The organism is Shewanella sp. T24-MNA-CIBAN-0130 (assembly GCF_040310185.1).
GTDB classification, from domain to species: Bacteria; Pseudomonadota; Gammaproteobacteria; order Enterobacterales; family Shewanellaceae; genus Shewanella; species Shewanella psychromarinicola.
This window is the reverse complement of record NZ_JBEOPP010000018.1, coordinates 23,291-43,819: the sequence shown is the minus strand read 5'-3', so window position 1 is coordinate 43,819 and position 20,529 is coordinate 23,291. Positions and strand designations below refer to the sequence as shown.

The window sequence follows — 20,529 nt, the reverse complement described above, 5'->3', positions numbered from 1 at the left end:
AAATTAATTAAATTGAATGTACTCAGTTACATTAAATGTACAAGGCCGGCAAGGCGATATTGCTTACGCCTCGCTGGGTAAGTTGAGACGCTAAGGCTTCGATATCGGCTTGGGTGCATTGCGGCCATGTCGAAGCAACTTGTCCGACACCGTGATGGTGAAACGCATTTAACTTAACTCGGGTATCGCTGGGTAGCTGCTGTAAATATGTCGCTAGGGAGTTAATCTCCACATCATAATCTGTGATCCCAGGAATGTGTAACAGTCTCACTTCATAAAGCTTATGATGCTGAGCAAGTAACTCAATGGATTTAAATACCGGATGATTATCACGGCCGGTGATGTAATGGTGGGTATCTTGTTGCCATGCTTTTAAATCAACCATAGCGCCATCTAAAAAAGGCAGCAACTTATGCCAACCCGTTGGAGGTAAACTGCCATTGGTGTCGATCATGCAATTAAGATGTGATAAGTGCTCAGATGACTTAATCGCCTTAAACAGCTCAATGACAAAAGGTAATTGCAGGCTGGCTTCACCGCCGCTGACCGTAATACCATCAATAAAATGCCGTTGACTGCTAATGACCTCAAGCATTTGCTCAATGGTATAATTGGACGTTTTGGGCGTTGACTTTTTAGGGCATACCGCAAGACATGTATCACATTGACTGCACAGCGAGCTGTTCCACACTATATGCGACTTCTCCTTTACCACAGCACCTTGCAACGCTATGTCATATGAAAGAGCGTCTTGTGACGCCATGAGTGTCAGTGCTTGCTCAGGGCAATGTTCAACACAATCGCCACAAGCATCACACAAGCTTATCGTGTGAGGATTATGGCAGTTTTTGCATTGATAATTGCAGCCTTGCAGGAAAATTACCAATCTACTGCCAGGCCCATCGACACATGAAAACGGCAATATTTGGCTTACAATGGCGTGTTTACTCATAAACAAGAGGCGACTGTTCGTGAGCAATCACCCGAGCTTGGCGCTGTAATATCCCTGTATTGGTAGCAGCCTCGGCGGCTAAGCCCGTGGTGTTGGTACGCGAGCCACATTGCTTAAACGTCTCAATGTCTGAACGTTTTACCATATAGCCAGTCACGCGGACTAAATCATTATTAGCAACATTGGCGGTAAACTCTCTAAAACCTGAGCTAAGAGCGCCTTTACAGAGTTGGAACATAGCTTGAGGATTAGATTTTACAGTTTCATCTATGGTGAGAATATCGCTAATCCCAGCGGTATAATACTGATGATGTTTCGCTAATGCTTGAATATGGCTAATGGGATCGGGTTCTGTACCATAGGGAATACGAACCCCTGGGGTTACGCCTTTATCCAGACTAATACCGCTTTGAGAATGTAATAATGCTCGGCCTTTGTAGCCATAGGTCACCGGCGTCGATTTGACAATTTTATCTAATGCGGCAGAGATCCTCAGTCCGAGTTCATTTGCTTCAAGCTCGTGTCCATAACCGTTACCGGATTGATTAACACTGTTTGTGGATCCTACGTCGGCTAAACCACGCGTGGGCAAGGCTTGTAAAATATTGACCGCTTCAGCCATACCATAAATCCCAAACATTGGTGCAAACCGTGACTCATCAATGAGCTGTTCTTTAACTAAAAAGCTATCAAAAAAATGTGATTGTTGATGTAAAAAGGCCGAACGCGCTTCAATAAGCTCATACGTGAGCTGACAATAATGAGTTAACGTTTGCTCAAAAAAATCAGCAATGCTGGTGGCTTTTATGGCAACTTGCTTAAGGTTAAGTCGTACTAAGGTGTTGGCGCCGCCAGCTAATGGTAAAGCGTTATAGCAACTGACAATCCCAAAACCACGCTCATCGAACGTTTCGGCATGTAATGGGTAATTAGCAATGTGAGGTTTACTGCACTGACAAATATTGGTGGTGGCGAGCAGTAATAAATCATCTGGGGTGACGGCGGGGTCGTACATAAAGGTTAAATTAGGTGCAATTTGCTGTAACTCGGCATCAATTCGCAATATGGTACGACAAATAATATTATCGGTCGGACCTATATTCACATGCATAAACGCATCGGGTAAGGTTCTATCGAGTAAAATCCAAAAGCGTTTTAGTTTGCGATAGATAGCATCGTCATCAAGCCCTAGGGTAAAAGGCATTAATAACCCATCCAATTGGCCTAAGTACACCGGAATATTGGTCACCGACGGCACATGGTGATAAAGAATGGTTAATGCATTTAAGGCGTCATCAAAGTCTTCTGCGGGCGAAAGCTCTAAATACTCAGATCCTTGTTGAAGGTATTTAGCATAATCGGGTAACACATAACGCGGCTTAAATGGTGCGTGGCCTTCAAACATATCGCAGATAATGCCGTCCGTCATCGCATTATTAACCTGCTCAGATACCGCCACATAAGGCAGGCTGTTTTCAGCTTCTAATGCCAAATAATTCGATTTTTGCTTAGGAGAAAGGTGAGGGTGGCTGACTATTTGAACAATATTATCTTGTAATGCCATGATGAAATTCCACTATTTTTATGAGCAATGATATTAAGACCAATGCTGGTAACCATTGTTGATAACCACCAATCTACTCAGTGGCGGAGGTTTTCAACAGTGAAAATAGCCGAAGCGGCTATTGATAGAATCGAAATCCGATGATGAAGATCACAAGCTACATTCTAGAATGCTTTATTTTTGCGTAAATATATTAATGCAAGGTAAGCCCTATAGGTGTCGACTATTATATTGTTCATCGTCAATGGAATTAAAATCTAATCAACAGAGCCAGAATGCTTTAGGTCATGTTAAATATTGGTATTCATAATTTTTCATATTCGTTACTTATTAGTTCATATCTAAATCAGTAGCCATTCATATATTTTACATATAGTCACTCTATCAACAAGAAAATCCATTTTAGGGTGATAAATATGAACATCAGAACAACTCAATTAGCTCAGTCAATTTTATTAGCTAGCTTAATTCTATCGGCAAGCGCCTTTGCTCATGCCGCAACTGATCAGGATGTCCTTGGTGGCACTATTAACGGTAAATTAACCTTTGCTTCTGACTATGTTTTTCGAGGTGAATCAGAAACCATGGATGGCGAAGTACCGGTGGTACAAGGTACGCTCGGTTGGGGCAATGAGCTTGGTTGGTATGCCGGCATGTTTGCTTCAAATGTTAAATTTGCCGACCCTAATTTAGAAATTGTCACCGCACCTTATATTGGTAAAGCGGGTAAATTTGGCGATAGCACTATCAGTTACGACGTCATGGTTTTCTCTTATCTTTATCCTGGCGCTTCATACTCTAATTATACAGAATTATGGATTAAGGTTGGCAAGCAATTCGGACACGCTAATGTTCAACTAGAAGTGACTCCAACCATCGATGACTGGTTTGGCGTAGAAGGTTGGCAAGGTATTAACTATGCGGTCCATCCGAGCTACGCATTTGATAATGGTGTAAATTTTTCAGCCAGCATCGGTTATCAAGGTTTAGAGGGAGAAGGTGCAGAAGGCTGGGGGCACTGGAACTTGGGTTTAAGTAAAGCCTATGCCGGCATCAATTTCGATGTCCGTTATCATGGCAGTACCATGGATAGCGATCATAAGGTCTATGGCACTCAAACAAAAATCTTTGATGACCGAGTGGTTGTTGGCATCAGCAAAAGGTTTTAAATTAAAAATATAACGTCTTTTATTGTGAATCTGTAAATATAATCGGATCTGGTTCTACATCTTTCCATTGTGTGATCCGGGTCCTTTTTATCAACCAATTTTGCTAGCTAGCACTCATTCCTTGAATATCGTTATAGGCAAATATGAAAAGTTATGAATAATAACGACCATTATTAGCAACACTATTTGGATTGGACGATGGCACATACTGGTTTAACAAATACAGTACTCGTAGTTGACGATGAAGCAGTGATCCGCGCTCGATTAAAAGGTTATTTTGAACGAGAAGGTTATCGTGTGCTTGAAGCTGGAGACGGCGAGCAGATGTGGCAACAATTTGCAAATCAACATGTCGATTTGGTTATGTTAGATATTAATTTACCCGGTACAGATGGTTTAAGCTTGGCACGCGAACTGAGAAGCCGTTCGGACGTAGGCATTATTTTAGTCACGGGTCGTGATGAAACTATTGATAAAATCGTTGGTCTTGAAATGGGTGCTGATGATTATGTGACCAAGCCATTTGAATTAAGAGAATTATTAGTAAGAGTTAAAAATTTGCTGTGGCGAATTTCGTTAGTCAAAAAAGCACAGCAAGACGTTGTAGACCAATTTGAAAAATGTGACGATATCATTGCCTTCGATCAATATATTCTTGAATTAAATAGTCGAAAACTGAGTTATGGTGACGAGGTGATTAAGCTGACTAAAGCTGAGTTCGAATTACTTACCGTCTTTGCATTGCATCCACAGCAAGTACTATCTCGTGAGCGATTAATGCAGCAAACAAGCCATCGTAATGAAGAGGTAAATGATAGAACCATAGATGTCATTATTCGCCGTTTACGAAACAAACTACAGGCAGACCTGTTTGTGACAGTTCACGGAGAAGGTTATTTGTTTGCGACTAAGGTTAAAGATTAGTTTTGTGTTACGCGGTAAATGGGGTAAAAATTTGCAGGGGCTAAGCTGTTATTAAACATATCGAGTTGCACCTTTCCTTGTTCTAACGCCTGTATTTGTGGGCCAATATCACCAAATGATTGTGCTCCCTCAAGTAGTTTTACCATGATATCTATTGCCAACTTACCTTGTAACACCACTTGATCATCACTACTGAAAGCGACTTTATTACGATGCAGTCCGCGCAACGTCGCTGGCGATAAATAACTGCTCACAAGCTTTACTTGGCCAGTTAATTGTTTATGTTGCAATGTTCCTATTGCTGCTTCGATAGCAACTGCACTGCCTAGAATATAATCAGGAATATGGTCGTTAAGCAGATTATGAAGTTGGTCACGATAAAGGTCACGATTATTGTCAGTATGACGAATTGACGAAACCACAATAGGACTATTGGCAATAGCATCTTGAATACCAAGCTCAACCCAATCGCTGCCGCCAACACTTTCTGGGCCTGTGAGTAGAGCGAGTTTTACTGGAGACGATGGAGGTGGTTTTTTTACAGATTTGGCGATAAAGTGGCCAGCTTCCCAGCCCATTTGATACCAATTAACGCCTACACGAGTAGTAATAATCGGGTTATCGAGTCTATTCACTAACGCAATGATGGGCTTATTAATTTGGCCCGGGTATCGGTCAAGTAAATTGGGGGCCACAGCACCGAGTAAGATCGCATCGAACGGCTGATTAAGGCAGTATTCAAGTTGTTTTAGTTGTTGCTCTTTTCTGTAATAGCTACCAGCTTCAAATAATTCTAAATTAATGCCTAATTGGCTGGCTTTTGACACCAAACCGTAATCAATGCCGATCCAATAAGCGTCTTTAAGGTGAGGTACTAAGGCACAGATCCGCCAATGCTTTTTGGCCGAGGTCAGTTGATTATATTGTATCGACTTTACTGTTTGGATTTTGGCATTAAAGGGCGTGCGCTGTTGTAATGTCCAGCTAGAATCGGATGTTGCTTCAGCAAGTAATGGTAATATCCCTAAGCCAGCTATGAGCATATAAATAAGTCGGCACATTATATTGTCTCGATTAAGGTTTCTGAAAAGAATAGCAAAAGAATTTTAATAATTATAACATTTTAAGGAATGACTGTGAGCACTTTATCACTATCAGGCAAGAGCTTAGTGGGTCGCCTTATGTTGGCATTCTGTCTGCTCGGGTTGTTACTATTAATGTTAGTTAGCCTTGGCAGTATTTCGCTTTATTGGGTAAAGCTTGCTGACCAATATCTATATGAAGAGGCATTACCCGCATCACAGGCCGCAAGGCAATTGATGCAGTCTTCTAATGGCTTGCTTGACAATGCCCAAGCACTTGAACGAGTGGAAGAAGAGGCACAACGCGTTTTCCTTGGGCGTAAGTTGTCACTGGAAAGCACTAATTTACTTTCCGCTATTGAACGACTCAATTCGTTAAATCTACAAAATCATGGTGTCGATAAAGATAAGCAATTAGCGCTATTAGCCGGCGAAATTATCCATGACTTATCGGTATTCGGCCGCCAAGTGGGTAAACGTTTAGTGTTGGCGGCTCAATTGAATAATAAAGGAAGCGCACTGGCGGAAGCGGCCAGTAAGAGTGGTGTTTTACTTGAAGCAGAACAAGCGGTGGTCGATTCAACCATTCTGGCTAAGTTGAGTTTAGCTTACCCTCAAGTGATAGGCGCTGAACAAAGTGCCCAACTTTTGGACTCCATCATAGAACAAGACTTGGATGTCCGTGAACGTTTAAACCGAGCTTTGGGATTGATCCATCACATTGCGTTAGTGGGGCAGTTATTACAGTCGCCAGAACAACAACTCGGATTAAATAACGTTCTCGACAGTATGGCTCGAGTACTTTCTCCAACAACTTATACGATTAATACTACTAGCGATAACTTACATAACGGCATCGAAGTGCCTAGCCCTTACACAGGTTCAGGCACGAGTGGGCAAATTGATTTAATGCCTCTGGAATTACTTAAAGGCTTAATTCGAGATCCCGTTAGGGCGACAGAGCTTGAGCACCAACTGATAATGTTAAGGGAAGTAAATGTTGGCTTAAGTTTGCAGCAGCAATATGCGCAATTGCTAACGAAACAAAATGCGCAGCTGTTAACGCTGACGGATAAATTAGGCCAACTGAATAAGTCAGTCGATAGCGCAATGAAAGCACAACAGCTGCAGGCAGAACATGCCCGAAGTAATTTTTTACAGCAATTACTGTGGGCTAAATCAGGGCTGTGGGCGACAGGTATTTTGATGTTAATCATTATGCTGTTGGTCGTTTATCGGGTTATTTATAAAGGCATTGCTTTACGCCTAAGTGAAGCAACTGCAGCATTATCTCAATTAAGTCAGGGCAATACCGAAGTGGTACTTGATCCTCATGGAGACGATGAACTCACCGCGATGGCTGCAGCCATTGAAGCTTTTAAACAAAAAACCGCGCACAATCAAGCACTGCAATCTGAGTTACAACAAACGGCATCAGAATTATTTGCCCATAAAGCCTCACTCGAAAGTACTGTGCAGGCGCGCACACTCGAACTGGCTGAAACCAACCGTCAACTAGACGCTGAAGCCAAAGGGCATTCGACGGCTAGAGAGATGGCAGAGCAAGCTAGCAAGGCAAAATCGCTATTTTTAGCGACTATGAGCCATGAGATCCGTACTCCGTTAAACGGTCTTTTAGGCACCCTGACTTTACTGAGTCACTCGCCATTACCTCCAGCACAGAAACAAATGTTGGCATTATCACAATACAGTGGCACCTTACTGCAAAATGTACTAAACGATATTTTGGATTTTTCTCGTTTGGAGCAAGGTAAATTAACTAACGAGCCTCGAACTGTCGCGCTTTGTGAGTTGCTCGATGAAGTGATGGCTATCATGTTAGCTGGCGCGGGATTGTCAGGTATATCGTTATATTTAGTTCGCGGTGATTTACCCAAATGGATAACGGTAGACGGACCCAAATTGCGCCAAGTGTTGTTTAACTTGCTTGGCAATGCCATTAAATTCACACCAGCAGGAGAGATTACATTACGGGTAAATGTGGTTGATAAACGATTAACTTTTGAAGTGGCAGATACCGGCGTCGGCATAAGTAAAAATGATATGAGTCAATTGTTTATCGCTTATGGTGCGCAGCCTAATCAAGGCAGAACCAGAGGCACAGGCCTTGGGCTCGCTATTTGTAAAGAATTAGTCTCGTTAATGAATGAGGTTAATACTGCCAATCATTCTATTTGGGTTAAGAGTAAAGTAGCTGAAGGTTCCACCTTTGGTTTTAGTTTGCCATTGCACATCTGTGAGCAAGCACATGAGGTTATCTGTGCACAATTACCTAAAGTTGATCCTAAATGTGTACTCGTTATCGAAGACAACAAAGTCAATTCCATGGTGGCCCAAGGGTTTTTAGCACATCTTGGACATCATTCCGTACTGGCTGATAGTTGTGCGCAAGCAAGGGCGTTGTTTAACGTCGATAGTGCTTTGCAGTTTGACGGCATTATGCTTGATATTCAATTAGGCGATGGATCAGGGATTGAGTTATTAGTAGAGTTGAAGCATATCGCTAACGCGGCCCATAAAGACATCAGCATTGCCGCATTTACGGCACAAATTCAAGATGATGACATAAACGAGTATCAAGCCGCAGGCTTTGATGACGTATTAGCCAAACCGCTTAATATGAAGTTTTTAGCCCATTGGATCGGTGATGCAAGTGACAAATCAGCAATGAACAACAGCAACATGAATAAGTTAACCAAGATAGAGAAACATAAAGGCTTGACACAAACTGCCATAGATCAAAAACCATCACGCCGGAATGAAGACAATCAGCCTTTACTCAATGAAAAGCAAATTAATGAAGACTTACAATACCTTGGTAACACTGCTGTTAAAGAGATGTTAGCACTATTTAAAGTCAGTAGTACGGAACACATTAATGCACTCGCAGCTTTACCTGCAGATAGGGCAAAAGCGTTACATGCACTTAAAGGCAGTAGTGCCAGTATCGGCTTTATTCAGTTGAGTCAGTTGTGCAAACAATTAGAAAAAGATGGCATTAGTGCTGATTCATATCCGCTGCTTAAACAGGTGTGGCAAGCATCTATTAATGCACTTGAGTTGAAATTAGCCAGCTAAGTTGTTATAAATCATGGGCCTGGAATGTAGTTCAGTGTGGATAACCGTCACTCTATTTATCCTAAGCTCAAACATTACTTGTGAACTACCCCGAGACTTTCGCTACGCTCGGATCACGGGAATTTCTCGACGGATTAGATAAAAACACCGAGCTTGCTCGGTGTTTTTATCTGGATGAATTATCGCTTAGTCAAATAGATATCCTGTTACTGAGCTCCTTTTAGTGCTTCACAATCAGTTTCAACCCAAGCCAGAGTGAGGTGAGCAATAACAGAATAAAACTTACCAGTATCAACAGAGGTAAGCTTATCTACAAAACGGGGTAGCCAAGCGTGAAGATATTGGCTAATAAAGCTGAGCTGAGTGTTATCATCACTTGCGCAAGCTTGGTGGGCAACATACGCCAAAATAACGGCAATATGGTCTGCCGGTTCAGGGAATTCACTTTGAACAGCCAATTGGCTTTGCTGTAAATAGGTTTGCATTTGCTGATGTTGCTCACCAAACAACAGCACATCATCTTTGACAGCATGGGCATCGTTAAGATACAAACTGGCATAAGGGCTGGCGCTATGCTTTGTACCCACTAAAAATAGGCCACAATAATCGGCAGCAAGCTCTAATAAAGCATGATCAGTATTGACGCTGTTAAGGGTTGAATTAAGCACTGAGTTTATGGTTTCGATGTCTTGACTAAACAAGGGATCACTAGCCAATTGAGTAAAGAATGCCTGCGCCTGACTTGCCGTGAGCGCTTGTAATAGCTGTTGATCTAGCTCCTTTGCAAACAGTGATGAGAGCAGCTTATACACCATAGAACGACCCTGGTTCATTGGCGTGTTATACAATATCTTGTCATTCATCTATGTTATCTCCTGACCTTATTAAGGCCGTTAACTTAAGCGACAAGGATAAATCACTTGGCGCACAGTAATAATACTTACACGTTATAGCTGCGTTTCAATTGGGCCGCTAAATGAACTGACTTCAGGGACTTTACCTTGATATTTTTCGAAGTCGACCAAGCATGTGTACGCGGAGCAAGCTTGGGCAAGTTTCGATGTACCAATATCTTGCGTTAACGTATTAGGGTCGCCATAGCTGCATAATGCACCTATTTCACTGCCGCCTTGCTTGGTACCATCTTTGCCGACAGGGCCATACCAAGCCCCTTCATGAATTCGAATAATGCCACTAGGGAAGTTATCTGATACGACCGCCCCAGCCAATAGCTGGCCTCGGTCGTTAAATACTCGCACAATGTCGCCATCTTTAATGCCACGCTGTTTTGCATCGCTAGGGTTCAAGTACACAGGTTCACGGCCTTTTACGGCGTAAGTTTCTCGATATTGCTGCGACTCACACATTTGTGAATGTAAGCGTTTATCTGGGTGGCAAGATTGCATCCACATCGGGTGCTTATCTGAACCTGGGCCACCATGACTGCGCTCTGATTTTTCTATCCACGTTGGGTGACCGGGGCAGTCTTCGTAGTTAAAACGTGCTATTTTTCGACTGAATATTTCAATCAAACCCGATGGTGTACCCAGTGGGTTTATTTCGGGATCATCTCTAAAATCGGCATGACGTGTCCAAGGTTGGCCTTCACCAAAATGGACATAACCTTGTTTCCAGAAAGTGTCGAAATTTGGCATCTCAAACTTACCGGCATTATCGGCTTTACAGTCGTTATAAAGTTTTTTAATCCAGTCAAACTCCGACATGCCACGGGTATATTCTGTCTCTTTGTTCATTATTTTGGCAAAACGAGTAAATATTTCAAAATCGGACAAGCTATCAAATAATGGTTCAACCATTTTTTGCATCGCTAAAACACCACGGTTAGCGTAGCTGCCATAAACGTCAATGTCATTTCGTTCAAATGTGGTGCAAGCAGGTAAAACAATGTCAGAGAAACGGCAGGTTGCTGTCCAGTTAATGTCGACAGTGACCACACACTCAAGCTTTTGAAATGCTTGCTTCATCTTATTTCTATCTTGATGATGACTCCATGGATTATTACCTGAAAACACCATCATTTTGATATCAGGGTAAGTGACTTTTGAACCGTTGGCATCAATGGTTTTACCCGGTTCTAAAATGGCATCAATCCAACGTGCAACCGGAATGGTGCTACTCGCGCCTTTAAAATCATTGCTGTCGAATAACGGCTTTTGGCCGTCATCAAGATTGCGAGGAAATGCACCCGGGGCGGCAGCACCGGACGCTGGAACACCAATGCTGGAGTAGTGATGGCCGTAGCTGATACCGCCTCCAGGTAACCCTATCTGGCCAATCATAGTGGCAAGCACCGCCGCCATCCAATAAGGTTGTTCACCGTGTTGTTGACGTTGAATACACCAACCCATCATGATTTGAGTACGACCTTGGGTCATTACTTTGGCTAAGTCACGTATAATTTCAGGGCTAACACCAGTAATTTTGCTGGCCCACTCGGGGGTTTTCGCAACGCTATCTGACTCGCCTAAAATATAAGGTACGAATCTGTCAAAACCAAGGCTGTAACCTTCAATAAACTTTTCATCGTGTAACTTACTGGTGATCATTTCATGGGCAATACCCAGCATTAATGCAACGTCAGTTTGTGGGTTAACGTAAAGTTGTTCACATCCTAAGTATTTTTGGGTTTTAGTGACCACCGGGTCGATACTGATCACCCGGATCTTACCTTGTTTCACTTTTTCTTTAAGCTCAGCAAGATAGGCAAATGATTCATGAGTTTCGGCGTTCCAACCCACTTGCAGGTTTTTATAGGGATCATTGGACCACAAAATGATGGTGTTAGATTGCTCAAGGATCAACGGCCATGAAGTACCTTGGGCATAAACTTCTGTTGAGCCTAAAATATAAGGCAAAATAGTTTGGCCAGCACCCGTTGAGTAGTCGCCAATTTTTTTGACAAAGTTACCGTGCATACCAACAGCGCGTTGCATATGACTGGTACATGAATGCAGCTGCCCAGTTGCGCGCCAGCCTGTTTGACCTGCGTGCAGTCCTGATGGACCGTATTGAGTTTGCACCTCATCAAGTGAATCTTTAAACAGGGTTAGGGCTTTATCCCATGTAACACGGACAAAGCGAAAGTCACCGCGCTGGGTCGTATCACTTTTATGACCTTTCAATAAAAAATCTAAGCGCACCATAGGGTAGCGAACCCGCGATGGATTGTAGACTAAGCCTTTAACGCCATTGATCATGTCGGTAGGATATTTGTCTAATTCAAATGGAATGACTTGGTCAATGACCCCATTTTTACGCTTCATTTTGAAAGCACCAAAGTGCGAACCCGTAGTAAGCCAGTCGTCACTTGCTTTAGTGCCCGCAGTTGCCAAAGCATTGAATGACGCCAACACTGATGTACTGCTTAGTCCCACATAAGAAGTCGCCACTAAGCCTTTAAGAAAATCTCTTCTGTTCATGATGATATCCTATTAATGCGCTGACTTATCGAAAGTAGATGAATGCTCTTGTAAGTACTTTTGTACAAGCGCTTGAGTATCTTGATCCATGTTGACGAACGCAATCATGCCTTGAAACATGCCTGGCCAACTATTGGCATCAAAGTGTGCTTCTGCCGGCTGGGTATGGCAAACACTACAACTGCTAGTATAGGTATCCCGTGCATAGTCCCAAAGTGGCTGTAAATCGTTGACAAGATAGTCTGAGTCGGTCCAAATTTTGGCTTCAACACGTTGCCAGGTTAACCCCGTCATCGGATCTTGTTTTTCTTCGAAGACCTCCATTACGCCATCTTCCAACGCCGCAGCTTTTGTGAGTTGAGCAGACAGAATATTAAGACCGAAATCGAAATAAATTACTCGACCAGCACCAATGTTTTTACGCCAACCATTAATACCAACTTGTACACGACTGCCATTGGTTTCAAGTACCGTCACTTTAGTGGCAATGTTTAATGTGCCTGCTTCAACATCTGTATTTTGATTAAAATAAAGCGGTTTGGTCAAGGCGGTAAAGTACTGAGCACCAACAACAAGACCAGTTTCGCCAGATCCGACTTGTGCAATGAGTTCAGGTGCGCGCGCAGTCCCCATATCAGGAAGCTTGTGCGCAATGCCTTTATGGCAATCAACACAACTTTGATTGATCTCAGCGGCTCGTTTCATTTGCTTTTGAGCCAGCTTTGACATGTCACCCCAATTCATAGAGTCGTAGTTATGACAATTTTTGCAGGCTAATGAATCATCCCGATCGAAGCGTTTCCACTCTCGGCTAGCCATTTCTAGGCGTTTTGCTTCAAACTTTTCTTCGGTATTAACCGTTTGCATTAACCAGCCCCACATATCATGAGAAGCTTCAATTTTTCGACCAATTTTACGGCTCCAGTTATGGGGCACGTGACAGTCTGGACAAGTGGCACGAACACCAGAGTGATTTGACCAATGCACGGTTTGCTGCAGTTCTTGGTATGGCTTGCTTTCCATACTGTGGCAGCTGATACAGAATTCTTCTGTGTTGGTCAGTTCTAGTGCAGTATTAAAACCACCCCAGAAAATAATGCCCATCAAAAAAGCCGATAGGCTAATTGTGCCTAAGGTAAGATATTTGGCTGGTTGGTTAAGTGTTCGCCAAATGTTGATAAACCATTTCATAACAGCATCCCTAATAAGATTGACTCATGATTTTCGAGGATTAGTGTGCGACAACGCCACCAAATGCTTGGATCATCCAAATGACAAAACCGTAAGCGCTAATGCTGGTGATTGTGATGATTGGAAAGAGTAAAAAAATGATAAATCCAAGTGCCTTTAACTCCTTAGATTTCACTTTTCTAGGGGGTTCTGCTAAATCTTTTGTTGTCATAATGTGCTCACTTAAATAATTACCTTTGCTGATGCCAGCTATATTAGATAACAATTGTTAATGGCACTCAGACTGTAGATGAATGAACGCAGACAATATGTGAAAGATTATGAACAGACGAGGTGAAGCCAACGAGGAAATAACGACAGTGGATAATTGGAGGGTAGGTGAGCGACAAAAGTGATGCCTAACAAGATAAAATAGCTGTTTTGGTCATATGACCGTGGTTGCCTCTAATATTATCTGAGCCACAATAGCCATGACATATGAATAGTGTCCTTAGAAATTCAGACGCTTAAGAGCGATAACTAACACCGAGAATTAAATCGATTCTGGTAACAGAGAGTGTGAACCATATTGTGCACTTACCCTAAGATTGATCCGGCTTATGTTCTTGCAAGAATTGTTTAACTATTAATACCGTTGATTGCGGATCTTCCTCATGAGGTACATGGCCTAACTCATCAAATACAACCAGCTCGCTGTTGGCTATATCGTGATTAAACTGGGTGCCATACTTAGGCGGAATTAACTTGTCTTTGGCTCCCCATATTATCAATGTTGGTACATCAATGGTGTTAATCTTATCCACCAAAAGTCCTGGTAATGTTTGTTTAAAGCGCGCTTTCAAGGCGTCACGATTACCTTGTCGAAGTGATAGTTCGTAATATCGGTCAACTAATTCATCGCTGACCAAATCAGGGTTACCGTAGACATTCTTAACACTGCGAGCGACCAGTGATTTAGGTAACACATTTTTTAACAACACACTGGTTAGCGGATTTTGTGATAATGTAAATGCCAGTGGTACCGATTCTGGTTCAAAAGGGTATCCACTGGAATCAACCAACACTAATTTCGACACTCTTTGTGGATACCGAACCGCGGTCGCCCAAGATACATAACCCCCTAAAGAGTTACCCGCTAAGACGCATTTTTGTATCTTTAATTCATCGAGCACTGCAGCAACGACATCAGCGTAATGTTCAATGCTGTAATTATTGTCAGGATCGGGCCCAGTCAATCCAAATCCCGGTAAGTCGAAACGAATGACTCTGCGTTGTCCTTTTAATGCGTCTACCCAACCATCCCAAGTATGTAAAGACGCACTCGTGCCATGGATTAACACTATGGGTTCTAGATCAGACTTTGACCCTTCATCTCTTAAGTGAATATTCATCCCTGCAATATTAACAAACTGCGAGGGGGGTTGAGCCCAGCGTTGACTCAGCTCTGCCACTGACTTGTCCGGCGCTTGATTAAGATAAATAAAAATTGCCAGGCAGGCTAAAAGTACCAACAACAGATATAAAAAATATTTCAACAATCCGAACATTTGTGGACCTTATTTTTGTTATAGATCGAATGCTAATAAACATTAACAGCAGTGATCGTTAGGTTACATTGCCATTTAAGACTAAATTGTAAATGAAATAAATCTTTGCTGAGCAGGATCAAATAATGGCAGCCAAATAGTTATAATAATGTTAACTACAGGCTTGCAGCATACACAATGACATTTGTTATCACAATATACCCACGACAAGATGAAATAGGCTGTCTCAAGTGCAAACAATAGAATGTGTTTATAGAAAAGTGTTTATGAACAAGCGTTAGCCTGAGTAATAGCATGATATGACCGTTTTAAGGGCATAGAGGCGATCTCTGATAGTGCTCGTATTGACGTACTACTTACTTCTTTAATAAATAACTAGGCATCATATTATTGATAAGTGTTGCATCAGTCGTATAAATTTAACTACAACATTGTTATAGTAAAAGCCTCTTAGTTTAGTGGACATCATGTATGCTAAAAATTTTGTTAAATATAGCGATTATATTATCACTAGTAGGGCAACTGTTTATGCCTAGCTATGCTATGTCTAACGGAATGTCTAACGAAATGACTATGTCTACTGAAATGACTATGTCAGGCTCGCAATCGAGCAATCAGCACCCATCAACCATGATAGACATCGACTGCGACAATTACGATCACAACGATAACTGTTGTTCAGACAATATAAGTCAATGCATTAGTCATTGTCATGCCATAGCTCATGCTTTTATGTTGTTTTCGGGCGAAGAGTTTACCGCTATACGGTTAACTGGCGCCAAAGTTAGCCTAGCTTTATGGGTATCAACACCTACCACTCTAACAAGTCAAAATCCACCTCCGATAGCGTAATTCTTTATTCAAATTAGTCACCCACATTAATTTATAAAGATTATTGTTGCTGTAATTAACAGCATCAACACTTAACGGAGTTCATCATGAAAAAATTTATTGCTATTTCACTTCTCTCTGTCGTCAGCTCAGTATCAATGGCTGCAACTATCTCATTACCTGACAATTTAATTTTTACTGCGGTCGATGGTAAAACCGTACAAAACAAGAGCCAAATAGACATTGCACCTGGTCAACATTTAATTCAAATACAGTATTATGACGTGTTCAGACCTGGGGTAGATGATACTGATATCATTAAATCAGATGCACTATATTGGATCTATAATCTGGCTAAAGATGAAGATATTCAAGTGAAAACAAAAGAGGTTCTGTCCTCCACCAGTGCAAAGAACTTTATCAAATCACCCCTGATAATATTAGATCGCGCCAATATAAAAGGTGAAACCGTCAAGTTAGTTAATCACGAAGAGTTAATGGCTATCATCATGAAACAACATAGTAAAATGATGCAGCAGTAACCGTTAAATAATAGGGCACTCAAAATGTGCCCTATTATTTTAATATTCAAAACCTGCTTGACCTGTGTGTAAGACATAGGTTTATAGTCAAACTATCGTAACGATTAACGTTTACTTTAGGAGGCCGTATGAAAGTGAATCAACTTGCTAATGAATTAGGTATCACCGCCGACACAGTGCGCTTTTACACTCGTGTCGGATTACTTAATCCAAATAAATCTCCTGTTAATGGTTATAAAATATATGACCATAAAAATAAGTCTCGAATGCAATTTATCTTAAGTGCTCGCACGCTTGGCTTTTCCGTTGAAGAAATCAAAGTGATTTTTTCCAAGACCGATCATGGCGAAAGTGCATGTCAACTTGTACGAGCGCTAGTAAAACAAAAATTGGCTGAAACAGAAAAACAATTTAATGAAATGGTCAAATTAAGAACTAGGCTTTCACAGGCCGTTGAAGAATGGTCAACCATGCCAGACAACTTGCCCACAGGAAATATGGTTTGTAATTTAATTGAGGCGACAAATCAAGCGGAAAGCACCACAGTAACCGCTACTCAGCAGGACAAGATGAAATTAACGTCAAAGGAGGTTAAGTAATGAATCAAAAAACAAACTCGCCTATGCAACTCAATATCCTCGGCGCCGGTTGCGCCAGTTGTGTTGGCAAAATTGAAAAAGCGATTAAAGCCGTGGACGGTGTTGATTCGGCAGACATGAATTTTGCCGACAGAACGGTACTTGTTACTGGTCAAGCTTCTGCTGAGTTGATTATAAAAGCGGTAGAAAGTGCCGGTTACAACGCGACACAAATACAGGCTGATTCAGCAGAAGATGCCATGGATGAAAAAGAACAGGCCGATTTACACTATTATAAAAGTTTATTGCGCCATACCATTATTGCGTTGTCTGTTGGTATTCCACTGATGATTTACGGACTTTTCATCGGTGAAATGACGGTATCAACCCTATCTGAGCAAGTGGTGTGGGGACTGGTCGGTGTGGTTACTCTGGCCATTATGCTGATATCTGGTAGGCATTTTTATATCGGCGCATGGAAATCATTTTTAAACCATAACGCTAATATGGATACCCTTATTGCATTAGGTACGGGTACGGCTTGGATATATTCAATGCTTATTGTTGGATTTCCTGAATGGTTCCCCGAGATGGCAAGGCATGTTTACTTTGAAGCTACCGCAATGATTATTGGTTTAATTAATTTAGGCTTGGCGCTAGAAGTTAAAGCGCGCGGTAAAACCTCTGAAGCCATTAAGCGTCTTATTGGCCTGCAAGCCAAAACAGCTAGAGTTATCCGAGATGGAAAAGATGTCGATATCGATATTGCCAATGTATTACTCAACGATCACGTTAGAGTACGTCCAGGCGAAAAAATTCCAGTAGATGGTGTGGTTCTTGACGGTAAAAGTACCATTGATGAGTCAATGTTAACCGGTGAACCAATGCCCGTTGAAAAAAGAGTTGATGACAATGTCGTCACTGGTACCTTAAATAAGTCAGGCTCAATCATATTTAAAGCCACTCGAGTCGGTAAAGATACGGCATTGGCGCAAATCATCAATATGGTCAAGCGCGCACAAAACTCTAAACCACCAATTGGCCGTTTGGCTGATGTGATATCGGCTTACTTTGTGCCAGCCATTATGATCATCGCCATTGTTAGTGCCATGGTGTGGTTTAACTTTGGACCAGAGCCATCGACCGTATTTGCAATTGTTTCCGCAACAACGGTATTAATTATTGCTTGTCCTTGCGCGCTAGGGTTAGCCACGCCAATGTCTGTAATGGTAGGCGTGGGTAAGGCCGCTGAATCGGGCGTGCTTATTCGTAACGGTGAAGCATTGCAAACAGCGTCAAAAATCACTGCAATGATTTTAGATAAAACGGGCACCATTACCGAAGGTAAACCCCAAGTCACCGATATTATTCTCGTCAATACCGACAGCGAAGAGCAGGTATTATCATTGGCTGCTGGGATTGAAAGTCACTCAGAACACCCACTAGCGCAAGCCATTGTTGAAAGTGCCAATGCCAGAGCAATTGAAATGACTAAAACAGAGCACTTTAATGCCATTTCGGGTAAAGGTGTTGAAGCCACGGTGGATGGGGAAATATTACTGTTTGGTAATCAAAAACTGATGCAAGACAAAAATATTGATATTGGTTTTAATGAAGCTAAGGCCCAAGTATTAGCAGAAGAGGCTAAAACACCTATGTATTTGGCGCTTGCAGGGCAGCTGCTTGCCATTATAGCCGTATCAGATCCTATAAAACCGGATTCGGTGGCTGCTATCGCGAGACTTAAACGTAATGGCATTAAAGTGATTATGTTAACTGGTGATAATAAAGCGACCGCAGCTGCAGTGGCTAAAAAAGTGGGTATTGATGACTTTTTCGCCGAAGTGATGCCTGAAGATAAAGCCAATAAAGTGGCCGAACTTCAACGTCACAATGAAGTGGTTGGTATGACAGGTGATGGGATTAACGACGCGCCAGCGTTGGCGTTAGCCGATGTTGGGTTCGCGATTGGTACGGGCACCGATGTCGCGATAGAAAGTGCCGATATCACCTTAATGCGCGGTTCACTTCATGGATTAGCCGATGCCATTGCTATTAGTAAAGCAACGCTGCGCAACATTAAACAAAACTTGTTTGGGGCATTTATTTATAACGCTGCGGGTATTCCCTTAGCGGCAGGAGTGCTTTATCCGGTATTTGGTATTTTGTTAAATCCAGTGATTGCAGGTGCTGCCATGGCTTTCTCATCGCTTACCGTAGTGAGTAACGCGAATCGATTACGTTTATTTAAAGCTAAAGAACACTAAGAGGCCCAATATGATTATTAATTTACTTTGTCTCGCGCTAATCGGTTTCATTGTTTGGTGGTTTTGGTTATACAAACCGTCAAATGAAGCCAGCGTTGATGCCACCACATCGATTCTGGTTAAAGATGGTGTGTATTCGCCAGCAAGAATTAATATTGCCGCCAATACACCGACTGAAATAACCTTTTTACGCCAAGATAAATCGGGGTGTTCAGCCACGGTATTGCTACCCGACTTAGAGATTAGTCAGGATTTGGCGTTGGATAAACCGACCACGATAGCATTACCTGCACTGGAAAAGGGCGAGTATCCGTTTCATTGTCAGATGCAAATGTATAAAGGGGTGTTGGTCGTTGAATAATCATATGGAGTCGACATTCATCCCTTAAGAGAAGGTGTTGTAATGATGAAAACAACAAAACCAGTCACTTATATCTAGTTGATTTTAGCCGTATGCCCATCACTGAGGCGGTTGGTATTCAAAGGGTCTCGTCGACCTTATAAATTGGCTACGGCGTTGGCATAAACCACCGCCAAGGTCTACAGTCAAACTGAGGTGAGATCTTTATAGATGCGTTTTATGCTGTAAATTACCGGTTGGCACCCCAGTCGATGAATAAACACGCATTCGGCTATGGGGAAAACTATAGATGTATTTAATATCAAACGTTTACATTGCATACATAAGTCATTCCTACTTGATTTGTTACTTATAAATGTGACCTAGGTCAGGTTGTTTAACGTTAAAATTCATTACAATTAGCTAAGATGATTTACGCTAGTTGAGTGTAAATTATTATCAGTAATATTGGAGTTATATTTTGGTTGGTAAGCGATTTATCACAGTAATCTTTATCTTGATGACATTTGTCAGCCAAGCTTTTGCGTCTGTGATTTTGCCATGTCCCTCTAATATGAACTCAATGCTAAGTACATCTAATGTCATTACGACCGATACCAGCACTACTGCGACTAACGCTTGCCATCATCAATTAATGTCTGACACTGATTTAGTTAACAAAACAACCAGTGATACTTTTGATTGTTGCGATAATCAATGTGACTGTCCTATTGGTAGTTGCTTTTCAATTGCGCTAGAAATGATGACAATTCAATCAGTAACGCTCTCTAATGTGAGTCGTTTTATACCTAGTTTGACTCAACATACCATCCCACAATTCAACGTTTCTTTATATCGCCCTCCTATAGTTATTAGTTAGCTAGGAATGGTTTGATCAATTTCTGATCTCCTTCCTTCTCATTTATCTTTTTTAAAATAAATTAACGAGATATTACCTTTTTTCGAATTAAATTCGAATATAGGTAACTAATTTGGAGGCTTT

16 protein-coding genes are annotated in these 20,529 nt (G+C 41.8%); 8 read left to right on the top strand and 8 right to left on the bottom strand.

What is annotated here, in order from left to right:
• Positions 1-31: 31 nt before the first annotated feature.
• The gene (locus tag AAEZ02_RS09685) at positions 32-952 is read right to left on the bottom strand and encodes a YjjW family glycine radical enzyme activase (RefSeq protein ID WP_351122883.1); all 921 of its coding nucleotides are present in this window, start codon (positions 950-952) and stop codon (positions 32-34) included.
• A complete protein-coding gene (locus tag AAEZ02_RS09680; RefSeq protein WP_351077700.1) occupies positions 945-2,516 on the bottom strand; it encodes a YjjI family glycine radical enzyme in 1,572 nt (523 codons plus the stop codon). The genes AAEZ02_RS09685 and AAEZ02_RS09680 overlap by 8 nt, the downstream gene beginning before the upstream one ends.
• A gap of 416 nt (positions 2,517-2,932) precedes the next feature.
• Between AAEZ02_RS09680 and AAEZ02_RS09675 the strand changes: the two genes are divergently transcribed.
• Together AAEZ02_RS09675 and torR are read left to right on the top strand one after the other, a co-directional pair.
• Positions 2,933-3,685, top strand: a complete 753-nt coding sequence (locus AAEZ02_RS09675) for a TorF family putative porin (RefSeq protein ID WP_351122880.1) — start codon at positions 2,933-2,935, stop codon at positions 3,683-3,685.
• 198 nt (positions 3,686-3,883) lie between these two features.
• Complete coding sequence (torR, locus tag AAEZ02_RS09670) at positions 3,884-4,609, top strand: two-component system response regulator TorR (RefSeq protein ID WP_101031573.1); 726 nt, start codon at positions 3,884-3,886, stop codon at positions 4,607-4,609.
• Here the strand turns inward: torR and torT are convergent.
• On the bottom strand, positions 4,606-5,670 hold the full coding sequence (torT, locus tag AAEZ02_RS09665) for a TMAO reductase system periplasmic protein TorT (RefSeq protein ID WP_351122877.1): 1,065 nt from the start codon (positions 5,668-5,670) through the stop codon (positions 4,606-4,608). The genes torR and torT overlap by 4 nt on opposite strands.
• A gap of 69 nt (positions 5,671-5,739) precedes the next feature.
• On the opposite strand from torT, the gene torS reads away from it, so the two are divergent.
• Positions 5,740-8,790 (top strand): TMAO reductase system sensor histidine kinase/response regulator TorS, encoded by a 3,051-nt coding sequence (torS, locus tag AAEZ02_RS09660; protein ID WP_351122874.1) that lies wholly within the window; start codon positions 5,740-5,742, stop codon positions 8,788-8,790.
• Positions 8,791-8,996: 206 nt separating this feature from the next.
• On the opposite strand, the gene torD is transcribed toward torS, so the two are convergent.
• The 5 genes from torD to AAEZ02_RS09635 form a co-directional block, all read right to left on the bottom strand.
• Positions 8,997-9,638, bottom strand: coding sequence for a molecular chaperone TorD (torD, locus tag AAEZ02_RS09655; RefSeq protein WP_372491434.1), 642 nt, complete (start codon positions 9,636-9,638; stop codon positions 8,997-8,999).
• Positions 9,639-9,737: 99 nt separating this feature from the next.
• Complete coding sequence (gene torA / locus AAEZ02_RS09650) at positions 9,738-12,230, bottom strand: trimethylamine-N-oxide reductase TorA (RefSeq protein WP_124011441.1); 2,493 nt, start codon at positions 12,228-12,230, stop codon at positions 9,738-9,740.
• A gap of 12 nt (positions 12,231-12,242) precedes the next feature.
• Entirely contained in the window at positions 12,243-13,421 is a 1,179-nt protein-coding gene (torC, locus tag AAEZ02_RS09645) for a pentaheme c-type cytochrome TorC (RefSeq protein ID WP_124011440.1), read from the bottom strand.
• Positions 13,422-13,461: 40 nt separating this feature from the next.
• Positions 13,462-13,632, bottom strand: coding sequence for a trimethylamine N-oxide reductase system protein TorE (gene torE / locus AAEZ02_RS09640; RefSeq protein WP_101031561.1), 171 nt, complete (start codon positions 13,630-13,632; stop codon positions 13,462-13,464).
• Positions 13,633-14,002: 370 nt separating this feature from the next.
• Positions 14,003-14,968, bottom strand: a complete 966-nt coding sequence (locus tag AAEZ02_RS09635) for an alpha/beta fold hydrolase (protein WP_124011438.1) — start codon at positions 14,966-14,968, stop codon at positions 14,003-14,005.
• A 471-nt stretch (positions 14,969-15,439) separates the two neighbouring features.
• Here AAEZ02_RS09635 and AAEZ02_RS09630 point away from each other — a divergent pair, with 471 nt between their 5' ends.
• The 5 genes from AAEZ02_RS09630 (at position 15,440) to AAEZ02_RS09610 (ending at position 19,547) form a co-directional block, all read left to right on the top strand.
• Positions 15,440-15,820 (top strand): hypothetical protein, encoded by a 381-nt coding sequence (locus AAEZ02_RS09630; protein ID WP_351122871.1) that lies wholly within the window; start codon positions 15,440-15,442, stop codon positions 15,818-15,820.
• Positions 15,821-15,906: 86 nt separating this feature from the next.
• The gene (locus AAEZ02_RS09625; protein WP_351122868.1) at positions 15,907-16,341 is read left to right on the top strand and encodes a DUF2057 family protein; all 435 of its coding nucleotides are present in this window, start codon (positions 15,907-15,909) and stop codon (positions 16,339-16,341) included.
• Between the two features lie 128 nt (positions 16,342-16,469).
• Positions 16,470-16,940: a MerR family transcriptional regulator gene (locus AAEZ02_RS09620; protein WP_351122865.1), complete on the top strand. Its 471-nt coding sequence runs from the start codon at positions 16,470-16,472 to the stop codon at positions 16,938-16,940.
• Positions 16,940-19,186 (top strand): heavy metal translocating P-type ATPase, encoded by a 2,247-nt coding sequence (locus AAEZ02_RS09615; protein WP_351122862.1) that lies wholly within the window; start codon positions 16,940-16,942, stop codon positions 19,184-19,186. The genes AAEZ02_RS09620 and AAEZ02_RS09615 overlap by 1 nt, the downstream gene beginning before the upstream one ends.
• 10 nt (positions 19,187-19,196) lie before the next feature.
• Positions 19,197-19,547, top strand: coding sequence for a cupredoxin domain-containing protein (locus AAEZ02_RS09610; RefSeq protein WP_101031547.1), 351 nt, complete (start codon positions 19,197-19,199; stop codon positions 19,545-19,547).
• The last annotated feature ends 982 nt before the right edge of the window (positions 19,548-20,529 follow it).

Excerpts from the sequence above, each read along its gene's own strand:
- AAEZ02_RS09615 (WP_351122862.1), top strand. The coding sequence starts at position 16,940 with ATGAATCAAAAAACAAACTCGCCTATGCAACTCAATATCCTCGGCGCC.
- AAEZ02_RS09625 (WP_351122868.1), top strand. The coding sequence starts at position 15,907 with ATGAAAAAATTTATTGCTATTTCACTTCTCTCTGTCGTCAGCTCAGTA.
- AAEZ02_RS09630 (WP_351122871.1), top strand. The coding sequence starts at position 15,440 with ATGCTAAAAATTTTGTTAAATATAGCGATTATATTATCACTAGTAGGG.
- torA (WP_124011441.1), bottom strand. The coding sequence starts at position 12,230 with ATGAACAGAAGAGATTTTCTTAAAGGCTTAGTGGCGACTTCTTATGTG.
- torR (WP_101031573.1), top strand. The coding sequence starts at position 3,884 with ATGGCACATACTGGTTTAACAAATACAGTACTCGTAGTTGACGATGAA.
- torT (WP_351122877.1), bottom strand. The coding sequence starts at position 5,670 with ATGTGCCGACTTATTTATATGCTCATAGCTGGCTTAGGGATATTACCA.
- AAEZ02_RS09685 (WP_351122883.1), bottom strand. The coding sequence starts at position 952 with ATGAGTAAACACGCCATTGTAAGCCAAATATTGCCGTTTTCATGTGTC.
- AAEZ02_RS09620 (WP_351122865.1), top strand. The coding sequence starts at position 16,470 with ATGAAAGTGAATCAACTTGCTAATGAATTAGGTATCACCGCCGACACA.
- torC (WP_124011440.1), bottom strand. The coding sequence starts at position 13,421 with ATGAAATGGTTTATCAACATTTGGCGAACACTTAACCAACCAGCCAAA.
- AAEZ02_RS09680 (WP_351077700.1), bottom strand. The coding sequence starts at position 2,516 with ATGGCATTACAAGATAATATTGTTCAAATAGTCAGCCACCCTCACCTT.
- AAEZ02_RS09675 (WP_351122880.1), top strand. The coding sequence starts at position 2,933 with ATGAACATCAGAACAACTCAATTAGCTCAGTCAATTTTATTAGCTAGC.
- torS (WP_351122874.1), top strand. The coding sequence starts at position 5,740 with ATGACTGTGAGCACTTTATCACTATCAGGCAAGAGCTTAGTGGGTCGC.
- AAEZ02_RS09635 (WP_124011438.1), bottom strand. The coding sequence starts at position 14,968 with ATGTTCGGATTGTTGAAATATTTTTTATATCTGTTGTTGGTACTTTTA.
- AAEZ02_RS09610 (WP_101031547.1), top strand. The coding sequence starts at position 19,197 with ATGATTATTAATTTACTTTGTCTCGCGCTAATCGGTTTCATTGTTTGG.
- torE (WP_101031561.1), bottom strand. The coding sequence starts at position 13,632 with ATGACAACAAAAGATTTAGCAGAACCCCCTAGAAAAGTGAAATCTAAG.